The organism is Bartonella sp. B23 (assembly GCF_053793815.1).
The window spans coordinates 489,756-504,996 of the sequence record NZ_CP200033.1 but is presented as its reverse complement, the minus strand read 5'-3'; the positions used below and the strand labels follow the sequence as shown (position 1 = coordinate 504,996).

The window sequence follows — 15,241 nt, the reverse complement described above, 5'->3', positions numbered from 1 at the left end:
ATCAAAGTTGTTTTATTTATGCAGGTTTAGTCCTGTTTTTTAGAAGAGTGATAATCGTTTGCGCACCAACAACTCCCGATGGTACTTCAGTTTTCATTTTTTGTTCAACCATCTCAAAAGCATCGAGTTGTGCCTGCCGTAATAAAGGATTATACAAAAGTTGTTCTATCTGCCTTGCTAACATGCCAGGACGTAGAAATTCGTTAAAATATTCTGGTACAATAGGTTTATCAGAAATAATATTTGGAAGAGCAGCACTCCATAACATCACTTTTGGAAAAATGAATAATTTAGACAAAAAATCAAGTTTATAGCAAAGAACCATGGGAATTTTTGCTAATGCTAATTCAAGTGAGACCGTCCCAAGTGCTGCAAGTGCAACATCTGCATCCGCAAAAGCACGCCATTTTGCATCTTCACCAACAACAATTTTCACTTTGCTTTTCCAGTCCTGTACAAAATCACGAATTTTGTCCACCAAATGTGGTAAAGTCGGTAAAATAATACGTAAATTAGGAATGCGTTGCGCAAGAATTTCTACTGCTTCTTTAAAAATAGGCATTAAGCAGCGAATCTCTAAATTGCGTGATCCTGGCAAAATAATCAACGTAGAGCATAATGCTTGTTTACTACGCGATTGTTTTTTTTCTGATTGAACAGTCAGAAGTGGAGGATAAGTTAAAAGACGATGTCCAACATAGGTAGTGGGAGGACCACCAAAATCTTGCATAATTTTTTCTTCAAAAGGAAAAATTGCCAAAATATGGTCAACAAATTTACGCATAGTTTTAGCACGCTGTGGTCGCCATGCCCAAACAGTTGGTGCGATATATTTGATGATAGGAATAGAAGGTGCTAAAATACGTACCTTTTTTGCAACGCGATGGGTAAAATCAGGACTATCAATAATAATTAAACAATCAGGTTGTTCTCGCGCGATAAATTTGGACAAATTGCGAATATGCATTAGCAACGATGGCAATTTTTTTAACACTGCACCTAAACCTATTAAAGCGATATCATGAAAATCAAAAACACTTTTTAAACCTAATGCCTTTAAATGCCTCCCACCCACACCAATCAAATGAATATCGCATCCTGTCTGCTGCGATAAAAAAGAAATTAAATCTGCTCCAAGAAAATCACCAGATTCCTCACCCGCAACAACAGCAATTTTTAAGCAACAATCATTCATGATTAATCTTTTCAAATATTTCTATAAACAAAGAATATTGGTTAGCTTTTTCTATTGTTGTCTTCATTGATAATATCAAACTTCTATTTGCCTCCACCGCAATGCCAGACAACCCGCTCTTTGCAATATTCATTATCGTCACAGGCCCGATTGATGGTAAATCGACACGATGATCTTGTTGTGGTTTTGCACATTTTACAAGAACACCACCTTTAGGCGGTATTTGCTTTCTTTCTCGCATTTCATGAACCCGCCATAGCATATTATCAGTTCCCTCTGCTCCCTCGAGTGCAATCACCCTTCCATTGATAGCCACGGCTGCTTGCCCTATATCCAATCTGCCTAAAAGCTTCGCTGCCTCTGCTGCTAAGAAAATGTCTTTTTTCTCTTTTCGAGTAGCTCGCCGCAATGTTAAATTGAATTCTGTTTGGGCTAAAAGATCTGGCACTATTTCGTGGACACCAACAACACGAAAACCATACGATTCAATAATTTGTATAAAAGCCTTCAATAACGCATCGTCCCCCTTTTTTAAAGCACACAGTAGTTTAGGTAAAGCTAAAAAAGTTGTTAAATCAGGACGCAATTGCGTAAAAAGTGGTCGCTTTTTTACACCACCCGCCAAAACGATATTACAAATAGAGGCTGCTTTTAAGATTTTAATGAGGCGTGCTAATTCTACAATTGATAACTCACAATGCTCATAACGATAAAGTACAGCATCTGCCTCACCACGCAACAGTACGAGAAAGGGATTTTGTCCATCTTTTTCAAGAGCCTGAGCAACACTAATCGGCAGAACACCATTGCCTGCTATAATAGCAGTGCGGCCGGAAAGAAAACTTCTGGCACCAGAGACAGACATTTTTAATCCTTATTTTCTTTCACTTTATCACCTTCAAATTTTGGTGTACAATAAAAACGTTTTCCTTTTTCCTTAATAAAATTAACTATGTCAAGAACAGACTGCGAAGTAGAATAGAACGAAGAAACATCACTTACACGCTCTTTAAATGGTTTGCTATGATCAAAAAGCATGACAACCGCATGGCGTAATGCATGGATATCTTTACGCTCAAGTCCCGCCCGCTTCATACCAATGATATTTAATCCAGCAAGTTTTGCCTGTACCCCAACAGCTGTTCCATAGGGAATGAGATCACCAACCAACGCTGATACACCGCCGATAAATGCATGATGCCCAACACGAACAAATTGATGCACAGCAGCACCACCGCCAATAATAACATAATCATCAACGGTAACATGACCTGCAATCATCGCATTATTTGCAAACGTTACATGATTACCAACATGGCAATCGTGGGCGACATGGGCATAACAAAAAAATTGGCAATTATCACCAATAATCGTCATTCCCACACTCGAATCGGAACCTCTATGCATTGTTACACCTTCACGAATCGTACAGTTTTTACCAATAGAAAGAGTTGTATGACCTCCCTTATGTTTATTATTTTGTGGATCTCCTCCTAAAATTGCATGTGAAAATACTTTACTATTGGCTCCTAACGTTGTCTTCCCCATTATCACAACATGACTCATCAAACTGCATCCATCACCAATAACAGCCTCTGAACTAATATGACAAAACGGTCCAACTTGTACATTCTTACCAAGCTGCGCTCCCTTCTCCACAAGAGCAGTTGGATGGATTTTCGTACCGGACATTTTTAAATTCCTATCAATATCGTTTATTCTTCTTCGATAATCATCGCAGCAATTTCCGCTTCAGCGACGCGGACATTCTCCACTTTTGCAACACACGAAAAACGCCGCATACCAGACCTTTTTTTTAAAAGCTTAACATGAATCTTTAACTGATCACCAGGTACAACCGGTTTGCGAAATTTCGCATGATCAACAGTCATAAGATAAACCAAGTTCGTTTGTTTATTCCCTAATTTTAGAAGTGAAATTGCCCCTGCTGTTTGTGCCATAGCCTCTAAAATCAATACCCCAGGCATAACGGGATTTGCAGGAAAATGTCCCGTAAAATGTGGCTCATTAATCGTTATATTTTTAATGCCAATAGCTTCTTGCTCACCATAAATTTCAATTATGCGATCAATTAATAAAAATGGATAACGATGTGGCAATATTGACAGCAATTTTTCAATATCTACAGCCTCTAAGTTTTTAATTTCCTCGGTGTCGATCATACTAGCGTTTCTCCTTTTTAATTTTGCCAATACTACGCAACGCCGCCACCTCACGGAACCACTGCTTAAATGGTCGTGCTGGACTCCCACCCCATTTTTCCCCATCCGGAATATCATTCATAACACCACTACCAGCAGCAATCTGAACATATTTACCTATTACGATATGATCTGCTACCCCGACGCTACCCCCAAGTTGAGACATATCACCTATTGATGTACTTCCAGCAACTCCGCATTGAGCAGCAATAAGGCAATGGCGACCAATCTTTACATTGTGCGCAATCTGGACTAGATTGTCGATTTTGCTTCCCTCACCAATAACGGTATCTTCAAATGTTCCGCGATCAATCGTTGTGTTCGCGCCAATTTCTACACCATCTTCGATAATAACACGACCAAGTTGCGGAATTTTTTCAATCCCAGAAACACTACCAACATAACCAAAACCATCTTGTCCAATGCAAACACCAGGATAAAGCTGAACTCTATCACCTATTAAAGAATACTGAACTGTTACCCTGGGAGCAATATAACAGTCACGCCCAATACGACAATTCTCACCAATTACAGCAGTAGAGGAAATAAGAGTTCCTGCACCAATCTCAACATTTCGACCAATGACAGCTCCTGCTTCGATACATACATCGTGCGCAAATTTAGCAGTTGGATGAATATGCGCATGCGGTGAAATTTCTCTCTGTCCAAACCAAGGCATTGGCTTGACAGAATCAGGAAATAAGATGCGACCAATCTGAGCAAAATCACGCTGCGGTGTGGATGTTACCAAAATCGCCATAGATTCAGGAACTTTTAAGACAATTTCATTCGTGCAAAAAACAGCAACAGCAGAGCTCCCTAAGAGAGCATCGGAAAACTTTCGATGCTCTACAAACACAAGAGAACCTTCCACAGCACTCTCAAGTGAAGAAAGAGTATTTATGACCGTGTCAGAAAACTCTGGATTAAGAAGTCTAGCACCTGTCAACTCTGCAACATTAGCAACTGTTAACCGCCGGGACGGCGTAAAAAAAAATGTATCCGCCACCAAAATAATTTCTCTCCAAGCCTAATCCATTCCCTTCAATTTTTTTCTTCTAAAGAAAATTCAAATCAGAACTTCGTAGAAATACCAAAATTTAATTGCTGCAACTGATCACCTTCCTGTTTTTTTATTGGCCAAGCATAATCAAACCGTAGAGGACCAAATGGTGAATCCCATATCAAACTTACACCAACAGACGAGCGTAAAGCACTTTTAGTATGTGTAACGGGTGCTTCACCCTGAAAAACAGGCTGATAATTACTCCCATAAAGTGTTACAAAATCCGTAAATAAAGCACCGCGCAATCCCAACCCTTCAGGTACAACAGGCATAGAAAATTGCATTTCAGCAGTCGCATTCATATATGTCGTTCCACCTAAGAAATAAACTTCACCTGTATTAGAAACCTGACGAGGACCTATTCCATTGTATCGGAATCCTCGGATCATATCAGTATCTATTTTAAACATATCGAAGATACGAACACCATCTCGACCCATTCCATGGATATATCCTCCCCCAAAGGAAAGTAAACCAACAAGATCCATCCGTTCAGAAATCGTCTTGTACATCATCGCTTTACCAGTTGTCTTCAAAAACTTTGCACTTCCACCAAGCCCCGCATATTCCTGAAGAACACGTACATACCACCCGTCATGTGGGTTTTTCATATCGTCAATCGTATTGTAGGTCAAACCGTAACTAATTGACGAACGCTTCCAAGGGCTGTTCTTCGCCGCTTGAACAATTGCACCAGAATATTTCCCATATAATTCTATTACATCGGTCTCTTTACTTAAATCATACTCTTTGCCAAAATCATATTCCTCTTGCACATAAGAATAAGCTAAATTAGCCGATAATTGATCATTAATAGGTAGCGCGAAGCGAAGCGACCCACCTGTCTGTCGTACATCATATGCCTTATCAGCACGATACGTACTGCGAAAAATATCAATACCTGCAGACAAACGATAACCCAAAAAATGAGGATCAACAAATGACAGGTTGTAATTACGAGATTTCTCTTGCCCAGCACCTAATCCTAAACGAACATACTGACCACGCCCTCCAAGATTACGTTCGGTAACAGACACTTCAAGTGACATACCAGGACTTGTACCACCCGTTGTATACCCTCCAGACAAAGAAAGATCCCCTGTCGGAGCTTCAACAACATCTATAACTAAAGTAACCTGATCAGACTGATCCGTTGGAACCATTGAAATGTTAACAGCTTTAAAAAAACCTAAACTCTCTAGGCGACGTTTCGCTCGCTGCACTAAAGTCTGATTGTAAGCATCCCCTTCATTTAAATCAATCTCACGGCGAATAACATAATCACGTGTTTTTTCATTGCCGCGTATTTCAATACGCTGAATATAAGCCCGCAATCCTTGTTCAATGTTATATAAAATTGAAATCGTATGATTTTCCAAATCACGATTCCCTCGTGGCTCAACCTTAGCAAACGCATACCCCGAATCAGCAACCTTATTATTAATAATTGCAGCAGACTGTTCAATGCTCTCTGCACTGTAAATATCACCTGGTCGAGTTTTAAGAATTTTTTTCACAGATTGAACATCAATTCCATCAACATCGCTTTCAACCTGAACATCACCAATTCTATAGCGTACCCCCTCATCAAGAACAAAATAAATTTTATATGCATTACTTGCTTCATCAAAAGTTGCTTTAGAGGAAATAATATGAAAATCCGCATAACCATGATTATAATAAAAGCGACGCAAAGCTTCTTCATCAACAGCTAAACGCTCCTCACTATAAACATCACCTCCCAACAACATTGAGAATATTCCCGAAGACTTTGTTGAAATCACATCACGCAATCGGTGACTTGCAAAAGCATGATTCCCCTTAAAGATGATATCACCAATTTTTGTCTTTCTGCCTTCAACAACCCTAAACACCACATTTACACGCCCCCTTCCTAGATTAATGGTTTGGACTGTAACAGCAACGTTATTACGACCAACAGTCTTATAAGCCTCACGAATCGTATTAACATCCGCCGATAGCTTACCAGAATTAAAAGGTTCATTCGGTCTTAAAGAAATAAACCTCTTAAGATCATTATCTTTAAGAGACTTATTTCCCTGAAACAACACCTGATTGACTACTTCATATTCCTTAACGAAAACAATCAGCCTATCGTTAACCTGATTTATCTTCACATCATAAAATAAGCCCAATCCGAAAAGCTGCTTCACTGCAGCATCAACGTCACCACCAGAAAAATTCTGTCCAGCTTTAATACCAAGATTATCTCGAACTGCTTGAGTACTTACAAATTTATTCCCGCGAACCTCAATAGAACGAACCACAGATGCTTGCACTCCTCCAATCATCGCAGTTGACATAAAAGCTACCGTTGGAGCAATTAACCCCATCTTCAATACCAACATAGATGCCGCATTTAAAAATTTTGAATTCGTAGTCATTGGCTTTTTTACCTTACTCTTATTCCCTGGACACGATGCCTCAAAAAGCTAACCGCCATAACAACTCTTCTTGCAGCGAGACCTCTCGCCCCTTAATTACTTATTATAGGACACGATGCCACAACATCTTGTGGACATGGTAAACAACCTTTAATTTATTTTCTCTATTATTACCTAATTTATAAAATGTTTTCCATCATTTATTAGCTAAACCAACAAAAATAATCATTAAAGAGCGCGAAAATCATAAAGAAGAGAACAACCAAAAAACCTAAGCGAAAAAAAAACTCCCGAATTTTAGTAGATATTGGCCTTCCAGTAAAAATCTCAATAACGTGAAACAATAAATGCCCACCATCAAGCGGCGGAAGCGGAAAAAGATTAATGAGCCCAATACTTATAGAAAGAAAAGCTGCAAAATTCAATAAAGAGATGAAACCTGTTTCACTCACTTTCCAAGCAATCTTAACCGTCTTAGAGGGACCACTTAGCCGACAATGATCTTCTTTTCCTCCTATTAAACGACTCACAAAAAAAATTGTTCGAATAACAATAAATGTGGTACGTGCCGATGCTTCCTTTATCGCTCGTACAAAACCGTAGTTAATATGTTTCACATAAGCTGGATCTAAACGCGCTGGATTATCTGGATCAACGGGCGCTCTTATGCCTATCATGCCGCTTTGAATCCGATTACCAAATCCATAATTCTGTTCAATCACTTTTGGCGTGATCTCCGTCGTGAACACCTGCCCCATGCGCTCTATTTTAAACTCTATAGGATCTTCACCATGTAAAGCCACATAATTCATCAGATCTTCAAAACTTTCGACCCGACGCCCATCCATTTCAATAAAACGATCTCCCAATGCTAAACCAGACTGAATAGCAGGACTGTCTTTTATCAAAGACCCAACGACAGGTTCAATAATCACACGACCGTAAAAAAAGAAAAAAAATGTTAAAATAACAACGGTAAAAAGCGCATTGAATAAAGGACCAGCAAAAACAGTTGCTGCTTTTTTCCAGACATGTGCATTCGCAAATGACTGGGATGACCGTAGACCCGTTTCCTCTTCATCTCCAATAAATTTTACATATCCTCCCAAAGGAATAAGTGCTAAACGCCACTGTGTGCCATGCTTATCTGTATAACCGAATATTTGTGGTCCAAATCCAAGCGAAAAAACCGATGCCTTAATACCGCACCACCGCCCAATGAGATAATGACCAAATTCGTGCACAAAAATGATAATCATAATGACGAAAAGGACACTCAAACTTCTCAAAAGCAAATCGCCTACATCGATTATATGATTCAACAAACCCAAGATATCTTCTCCCGATTAAATCATGCGAAAAAGATTAAAAGGTGTATTCATATCAGACATAAACGAACCAATTAAATAGAAGAGAAAAGCAGCTCCCACCAATCCATCCATACGATCCATAAATCCTCCATGTCCAGGCAATAAAAAACTAGAATCTTTAACAGAAAATTTCCGTTTTAGCCATGATTGCCCCAAATCGCTCAATTGTGAAACAATCGATAAAATGAGGGCAAGTAACGGCACAAAAAAACCTGCTACACTGACGTCAAAAAAACGATAAGCAACCAATATACCGCCAGAAACTCCAACAAATGTACCCCCAATCGCCCCCGCCCATGTTTTGTTAGGAGAAAATTGTGGTGCTAATCTAGGACCACCAAACACACGTCCGCTAAAATATCCAGCGATATCTGTTCCCCACACTATCGTAAATAAGAACACAACAACTTGGAATCCTAATATTTCATAGCTTCGTAAAAAGCATAAAGACACAACCGGAAAAGAGGCATATAAAAAGCCTGAAAAAACCCAACTACTCTTTTTCAAAGACCCAATAGCTAACATTGCAGCGAAAACTACTAAAACGAAAAAAATCAACGAAGCAGGTGCTCTCGCTAGCAAAAAAGAACCAAAAACTAAATAAAAAATACTTGCTAATATTTTTTGTGAAACATGCCATTTTTCTCTAGTAATACTAATCCATTCATAAAGGATAAAACCGCCTATGCCCCATGCAAACAAAAAAAAGATGGTTCCTCCAAGCCATGTCAAACTCAAAGCAATAGTACCAAAAACAATAGCTGTCAGAGTACGAGAAATAAGATTAGACAAAACAGTATCCAAACAATAAAAAAATACAAACTCAAAAATTGACACAAGAAAAAAACTTTGCTGCGTAGTTTTTATGCTCATGCTTTTGCGAATTTCTCTTATAATCCATTATATATGATCTGATATACTAGGATAGTGCTTATAAGATTAAAAATTTGTATAAGCAGCATCAAAATTCTACGTATTAGGATTAATCATAAAACATATTTCATAACACTCCATAGGGATTAAAAAATCAAAAAGATGCTGTCTATTCTCTTTATGAATCATGAAATCTCAATCTAATATTTCCTCTCATATAAAAGTATTTTTTTATCAAACTATAAATTATCTAAAACAAATTACGCAAAATCGCAGCGGTTTGACCTATCCCACTGCATTTCTTATAATGGAAAGTAATAGCAAGGTTAAATCGTTGTTCTTTGTGCGACATTTTTCCTCCAACAGCTATCATGGAGAATTTAAACAACTTCCAACAATGAAAAATTTTATCATGTGATTTAGTAAAAATATGTTAGGTATGGATCATTTTATTGTTCTGTTAGATGGCTTTTCCAACAGGTATCTTCAGTTTGACGCATAGACATAGATCTCTAAAAAACGTCTGTTTCTTCAAATTAATTTTATTTTGTATTTCACAGCCACAATGAAATACGTCTATTTCCACTTCATGGTCTCATAATTAACAGTACAGAACATTTCGCATTCTCATCCCTAAAAGATATTACAAAACACAGATATTAACATTTTCTCTAGCGACAAAATCGCCTTAAATATGCATAATTTCAGATTCTTTCGCAGCTAAAATTTTATCAATATCAGCAATGGTTTCATCCGTAAGTTTTTGAACTTTATCTGAAAAACTATGGGTTTCATCTTGACAAATTTGACCTTCTTTCTCTAATTTTTTTAAATTGTCCATGCCATCCCGACGAACATGGCGAGCGGCGACACGAGCTAACTCTGCATAATGACGTGCAATTTTTACGAGTTCTTTACGGCGCTCTTCATTTAATTCAGGTAAAGGAATACGCAAATTCATACCGTCCGTTATGGGATTTAAACCGAGGCCAGAATTGCGAATAGCACGCTCCACATCTCCGACCATCGTTTTATCCCACACAGAAACTAAAAGCATCCGCGGTTCTGGAACAGAAATATTTGCAACCTGATTTATATGGACAACAGAACCATAAGCCTCAATTGTCAGCGGCTCTAATAAACTGGCTGATGCTCGCCCAGTCCGCAAACCACCTAATTCATGTTTAAAAGCCGAAATCGCTCCGCCCATACGACATTTCAGATCATCCATAATCGATGCAATACTCATATTTCTGTCTCCTTGTAAGATTATCTTCATTCCGATACTATCGTGAACCGTCCAGTTCCATTCAATACCTTCGCTAAACCACCTTTTTCATGAATAGAATATACAATAATCGGCACATTGTTCTCGCGCGCTAAGGTAACAGCAGTTGTATCCATAACAGACAGTCCTAACTGTAAAATCTCCACGTGTGTTAATTGATCAAAGCGCTTAGCCGTAGGGTCTATTTTAGGATCTGCAGAATAAATACCATCTACTTGTGTTCCCTTTAAGAGAACATCCGCACCAATTTCTGCCGCACGTAAAGTAGCAGCAGAATCAGTAGTGAAAAATGGATTACCAGTACCACCAGCAAAAATAACGACTTTTTCTTGATTCATATAATTTATAGCTTTACGCTGTGAAAAACTCTCACAAATTTGTGGCATAGCAATTGCAGATAATACAACTGTTTCGACTCCTAACTTTGTCAATGACGTTCGCAACGCTAAAGAATTAATAGCAGTTGCGAGCATTCCCATATGATCACCCGTTACACGATCGCCACCATGTGAAGCAACAGCAACACCGCGGAAAATATTGCCTCCACCTATAACAATAGCAACCTCTACACCCATTGCCCGCACTTCAGAAATATCAGCAGCGATACGATCTGCAACCGAAACATCAATTCCAAAGCTCTGTTCCCCCATAAGAGCTTCACCAGAAACCTTTAAAAGGATGCGTTTATACTGAAATGCTAATACCATTGATAATCTCTCCCCAAAAGCACTTTTACTTTTTGCTTTTGATATCACTAAGGGCACCACTTTGCCACGTGACGCCCTCTCAATAATCAATATTTTTTACTCTCTAGTGATTTTATAATCAATGGTACGATTTAAAATCTCTTACCAATAGTTTACAAAAAGCTACCCTTTAGCAGCAGCAGCAACCTCTGCTGCAAAATCAGATTCTTTTTTTTCCACACCTTCACCCAATGCAAAACGAATAAAACCTGTAATTTTTGCTGGCGCCCCAATCAATTTTTCAGCATCTTTTAAAGCTGCCTCAACAGTAATATCAGGATTTATAACGAAAGCCTGAGACAGTAAAACAACTTCTTCGTAAAACTTACGCATGCGCCCCTCTACCATTTTTTCAATAATATTTTGAGGCTTTCCAGACTGACGTGCCTGATCCGAAAAAATCGCTTTCTCACGCTCAACAGCACCGGAATCAACATCTTCCGCTGTTAGCGCTAACGGATTTGTTGCAGCAATATGCATAGCGACCTGCCGACCAAAAATAGCAGCAGCCTCCTTATTTCCTGTAGTTTCAACAGCAACCAAAACACCAAGTTTACCAAGCCCTTCAGCCACACTGTTATGTATATAAGTAGCAACGACACCATTCTCAACAGAAAGTTTAATGGAGCGCCTAAATGTCATATTTTCGCCAATGGTACCAATTGCGTCCTTAATTGTTACCTCAACTGTCTTCTCAGAACCAGGGTAAAGAGATGCCGAAACAGATTCAACACCACCCTGTGTATCCAAAGCAGCTGTCGCTACATTGCGCACAATCTCTTGGAATAGTTCATTGCGCGCCACAAAATCTGTTTCAGAATTAATTTCAACTAAAACCGCGCTTGAACCATTTGATACAGTTCCGATCAATCCCTCAGCCGCCGTACGATCAGCTTTTTTATCTGCTTTGGCTATCCCTTTTTTACGAAGCCAATCAACAGCGGCCTCCATATCACCATTGGTATCCGCCAGTGCTGCTTTACAGTCCATCATACCAGCACCTGACAATTCTCGAAGTTCTTTTACTTGTGCAGCAGTAACGCTCATATTTGCCTCTTTATTCTGTAACGGTAAAAGCGTGCAAAAAGGAAATCCCCGTGCACGCCTATAGCCTTTTCCCTAGAAAATAATTACCCCAACGGGCGTTTTTAATATTACTCAGAAACTGGAATCGCATCTTCCAAAACAGGTTCTACAGGTGCATCAACTTGAGCTCCTAAATCGACACCCATTGCGCCTTGTTGGCGCGCAATACCATCAAGAGCTGCGCGAGCAAAAAGATCACAATAAAGAGAAATTGCACGCGACGCATCATCGTTACCTGGAATTGGATGGGTAACATTATCAGGGTCACAGTTAGTATCAATAATAGCAATAACCGGAATACCTAAACGTTTTGCTTCTTGAATAGCAATATTTTCTTTATTTGTATCGATAACAAATATAAGATCTGGAACGGATCCCATATCTTTAATGCCACCAAGAGCACGATTAAGCTTTTCACGATCACGTTCAAGATTTAAACGTTCTTTTTTGGTAAAACCTTGCGCTTCAGCAGCAAGAATTTTGTCCAGTTTACGCAAACGGTGTATCGAATGGGAAATCGTTTTCCAGTTTGTGAGCATGCCGCCAAGCCAGCGCGCATTAACATAATATTGCGCCGAACGATTTGCCGCATCAGCAATAATATCAGATGCCTGCCGCTTAGTACCAACAAAGAGAATGCGGCCACCGCGCGCAACCGTATCTGAAACAAGCTTAAGCGCTTGATGTAAAAGGGGTACAGTCTGAGCAAGATCAATAATATGGATATTATTACGCTCACCATAAATATAAGGAGCCATTTTGGGATTCCAGCGGTGAGACTGGTGTCCAAAATGCACACCCGCTTCTAAAAGCTGGTGCATAGTAAAATCTGGCAGTGCCATAGCTTATCCTTTCCGGTTCAACCTCCGCGAAAAAAGCAGGTAATCCTACTACCGGCGGACGTTTGCAAGATTTTTTTTGCAAACACCCAAATTCCGCGTGTGGAATAACGCTACCATACTAATATTTAATTCTTTTTCAAGTTATTTTCTGCAACCATTTAGTGGTTACATCGATTAATATCTTTTTCAGCTTCAAAAAACTCAAGACTGTTCAATTTTGCACGCACTACAAAAGTCCCATAATCTATATGTAGATCACGCATAACACCATTTTCATATAAGAAGAAACTGGTACGATAGACTGGCAAACCATCTTTCCTTTCTATATCATCAAAATAAGAAATCGTAATGGGCCAATATTGCTCCTCATCTAATTTTCCTATTTTTTTCGTTTCAGCACCAGATAGCTGTATCTTCTTCTCGCCAATGACTATACTTTCTTTTATCACTTTATCTGCTTTGTCTGTTCCATCAAATACAGTGGCATGGTAGAAATGGTCGCCTGCTTTTGCATGGCGGATAATATTCTTTAATTGCATAATTGGAAACTCAGCCATTGCAAGCTTGTATTCTTTTTCCTTTGGCTTTTTTAGTTTAACTATAATTCCATTCTGAACACGCTCTGCTACTCCTTCGACACGGTGTGCAACCTCTTGTCCAACTTGATCTGTAACACTGAAATGAAATGTACGACTGTCACCTGTTTCATAACTCGTCGTCTGTTGGTCAGTTAAACGTACCGGCATATCTTCAATATGAATACGGCTGATAAAACGAAACCGTGTGGTATAGCCCTGACATTCTGAACCTGTAAGCTCGTAAACCATTCGCCCTGACATCCCCAAAATTGCCATTTCATGAGAAACACTATCTAGTTGAAAATCATAGATAGCCCGATGAGGTGCAACAAAAATTGGTTCATCAGCTTTCGCCGTGCCTAAAAAAACAACATATAAAATTATTACAAACAACGATCTGATCATTCTCAACTTCCCATTATATCCCTAACGCATAACATCATATAATAAGGTAAAAAAGGCTCTCTTCTCAGTTGATCACACATTTCCTTGGACCAAAAAATAGTCTATGCAATATACAATAAAATAGCTATGGAGTTTAAATTATGACAGATGTGATTGAAATCCATTTAAAAAAATTAGGAATCGCCCTTCCCGAAGCAATGCAACCTATTGCTAATTATGTAACAACCTCACAAAACGGCAATCAGCTTTTTATTTCTGGACAACTACCTTTTTCTTACGGAAAGCTCGTAGCAACTGGGAAAGTTGGTGCAACCGTTAGTGCCGAACAAGCAAAAAAAGCAGCTGAAGTCTGTACACTCAATGTTCTCGCACAAATCAAGGCGACTCTTGGTGATTTAAATAGAATAAAACGTGTAATAAAAATCACCGTTTTTGTCGCTGTAGATCCTCATTTTACTGATATTCCTCTTATCGCTAATGGAGCTTCTGATTTGCTCGTCAATATTTTTGGTGAAGCTGGGAAACATGCACGTTCTGCTATTGGTGTTACCTCTCTTCCTATGGATGCTCCAGTAGAAGTTGAGGCCATCATAGAAATCTAAATTTTCATAGATGGCTACGCATCTGCATAAAGCGACAATTGAATGCGAAATCTCTCCTCTAACTCTCTACTAACTTTTACATTCTTCAGTTTTGAAATTAAAATTTTGAATAAAAATTCATAAAAGGAAGTATTTGTATGAAAAAAACTTATGACAATAACAATATTTTTGCTAAGTTGATTCGCAATGAAATCCCTTCTGTTCGTGTCTATGAAGACGAAGATGTCATTGCATTTATGGACATTATGCCACAAGCACCAGGTCATACGCTGGTTATTCCCAGAAAAGGCTTTAGAAACTTACTGGATGCAGATACTGAAATACTGTTTCCAGTTATCAAAGCCGTTCAAAAAATCGCTAGAGCTGTTAAAAAAGCTTTTCAAGCAGATGGTATAACAATTATGCAATTTAATGAAGCAGCTAGTCAACAAACCGTTTATCATCTCCATTTCCATATTATACCGCGTATGGAAGGAATAGAGATTTCCCTTCATAATAATGTTATAACGTCTACAGAAATCCTTGAAGAAAATGCAAAAAAAATCCGTGCAGCTCTTTAAAGC

The 15,241-nt window shown here is 38.8% G+C and carries 15 protein-coding genes; 2 read left to right on the top strand and 13 right to left on the bottom strand.

Going from position 1 to position 15,241, the window contains the following annotated elements; genetic code table 11:
* Window positions 1-16 precede the first annotated feature (16 nt).
* The 13 genes from lpxB to V4B17_RS02060 form a co-directional block, all read right to left on the bottom strand.
* The gene (lpxB, locus tag V4B17_RS02120; RefSeq protein ID WP_455479859.1) at window positions 17-1,195 is read right to left on the bottom strand and encodes a lipid-A-disaccharide synthase; all 1,179 of its coding nucleotides are present in this window, start codon (window positions 1,193-1,195) and stop codon (window positions 17-19) included.
* A complete protein-coding gene (locus tag V4B17_RS02115; protein WP_455479858.1) occupies window positions 1,188-2,060 on the bottom strand; it encodes an LpxI family protein in 873 nt (290 codons plus the stop codon). Before V4B17_RS02115 ends, lpxB begins: the two co-directional genes overlap by 8 nt.
* 2 nt (window positions 2,061-2,062) lie before the next feature.
* Entirely contained in the window at window positions 2,063-2,887 is an 825-nt protein-coding gene (lpxA, locus tag V4B17_RS02110) for an acyl-ACP--UDP-N-acetylglucosamine O-acyltransferase (RefSeq protein ID WP_455479857.1), read from the bottom strand.
* Between the two features lie 23 nt (window positions 2,888-2,910).
* Window positions 2,911-3,378: a 3-hydroxyacyl-ACP dehydratase FabZ gene (gene fabZ / locus V4B17_RS02105; protein ID WP_455479856.1), complete on the bottom strand. Its 468-nt coding sequence runs from the start codon at window positions 3,376-3,378 to the stop codon at window positions 2,911-2,913.
* Between the two features lies 1 nt (window position 3,379).
* A complete protein-coding gene (gene lpxD, locus V4B17_RS02100; RefSeq protein WP_455479855.1) occupies window positions 3,380-4,426 on the bottom strand; it encodes a UDP-3-O-(3-hydroxymyristoyl)glucosamine N-acyltransferase in 1,047 nt (348 codons plus the stop codon).
* 65 nt (window positions 4,427-4,491) lie between these two features.
* Window positions 4,492-6,888 (bottom strand): outer membrane protein assembly factor BamA, encoded by a 2,397-nt coding sequence (bamA, locus tag V4B17_RS02095; protein WP_455479854.1) that lies wholly within the window; start codon window positions 6,886-6,888, stop codon window positions 4,492-4,494.
* Window positions 6,889-7,091: 203 nt separating this feature from the next.
* Window positions 7,092-8,219 carry an RIP metalloprotease RseP gene (rseP, locus tag V4B17_RS02090; protein ID WP_455479853.1) on the bottom strand — a complete coding sequence of 376 codons (1,128 nt, stop codon included), beginning with the start codon at window positions 8,217-8,219 and terminating at the stop codon, window positions 7,092-7,094.
* Window positions 8,220-8,234: 15 nt separating this feature from the next.
* Window positions 8,235-9,050, bottom strand: a complete 816-nt coding sequence (locus V4B17_RS02085; protein ID WP_455479852.1) for a phosphatidate cytidylyltransferase — start codon at window positions 9,048-9,050, stop codon at window positions 8,235-8,237.
* Window positions 9,051-9,819: 769 nt separating this feature from the next.
* Window positions 9,820-10,380, bottom strand: a complete 561-nt coding sequence (gene frr / locus V4B17_RS02080) for a ribosome recycling factor (RefSeq protein WP_455479851.1) — start codon at window positions 10,378-10,380, stop codon at window positions 9,820-9,822.
* A 26-nt stretch (window positions 10,381-10,406) separates the two neighbouring features.
* The gene (pyrH, locus tag V4B17_RS02075) at window positions 10,407-11,126 is read right to left on the bottom strand and encodes a UMP kinase (RefSeq protein ID WP_455479850.1); all 720 of its coding nucleotides are present in this window, start codon (window positions 11,124-11,126) and stop codon (window positions 10,407-10,409) included.
* A gap of 162 nt (window positions 11,127-11,288) precedes the next feature.
* Window positions 11,289-12,212: a translation elongation factor Ts gene (tsf, locus tag V4B17_RS02070; protein WP_455479849.1), complete on the bottom strand. Its 924-nt coding sequence runs from the start codon at window positions 12,210-12,212 to the stop codon at window positions 11,289-11,291.
* Between the two features lie 107 nt (window positions 12,213-12,319).
* Window positions 12,320-13,093, bottom strand: coding sequence for a 30S ribosomal protein S2 (rpsB, locus tag V4B17_RS02065; protein ID WP_455479848.1), 774 nt, complete (start codon window positions 13,091-13,093; stop codon window positions 12,320-12,322).
* Window positions 13,094-13,251: 158 nt separating this feature from the next.
* Entirely contained in the window at window positions 13,252-14,076 is an 825-nt protein-coding gene (locus V4B17_RS02060) for a cell envelope integrity EipB family protein (protein WP_455479847.1), read from the bottom strand.
* Between the two features lie 140 nt (window positions 14,077-14,216).
* On the opposite strand from V4B17_RS02060, the gene V4B17_RS02055 reads away from it, so the two are divergent.
* Together V4B17_RS02055 and V4B17_RS02050 are read left to right on the top strand one after the other, a co-directional pair.
* Entirely contained in the window at window positions 14,217-14,678 is a 462-nt protein-coding gene (locus tag V4B17_RS02055; RefSeq protein ID WP_455479846.1) for a RidA family protein, read from the top strand.
* A 137-nt stretch (window positions 14,679-14,815) separates the two neighbouring features.
* Complete coding sequence (locus V4B17_RS02050) at window positions 14,816-15,238, top strand: HIT family protein (protein WP_455479845.1); 423 nt, start codon at window positions 14,816-14,818, stop codon at window positions 15,236-15,238.
* Window positions 15,239-15,241: the final 3 nt, after the last annotated feature.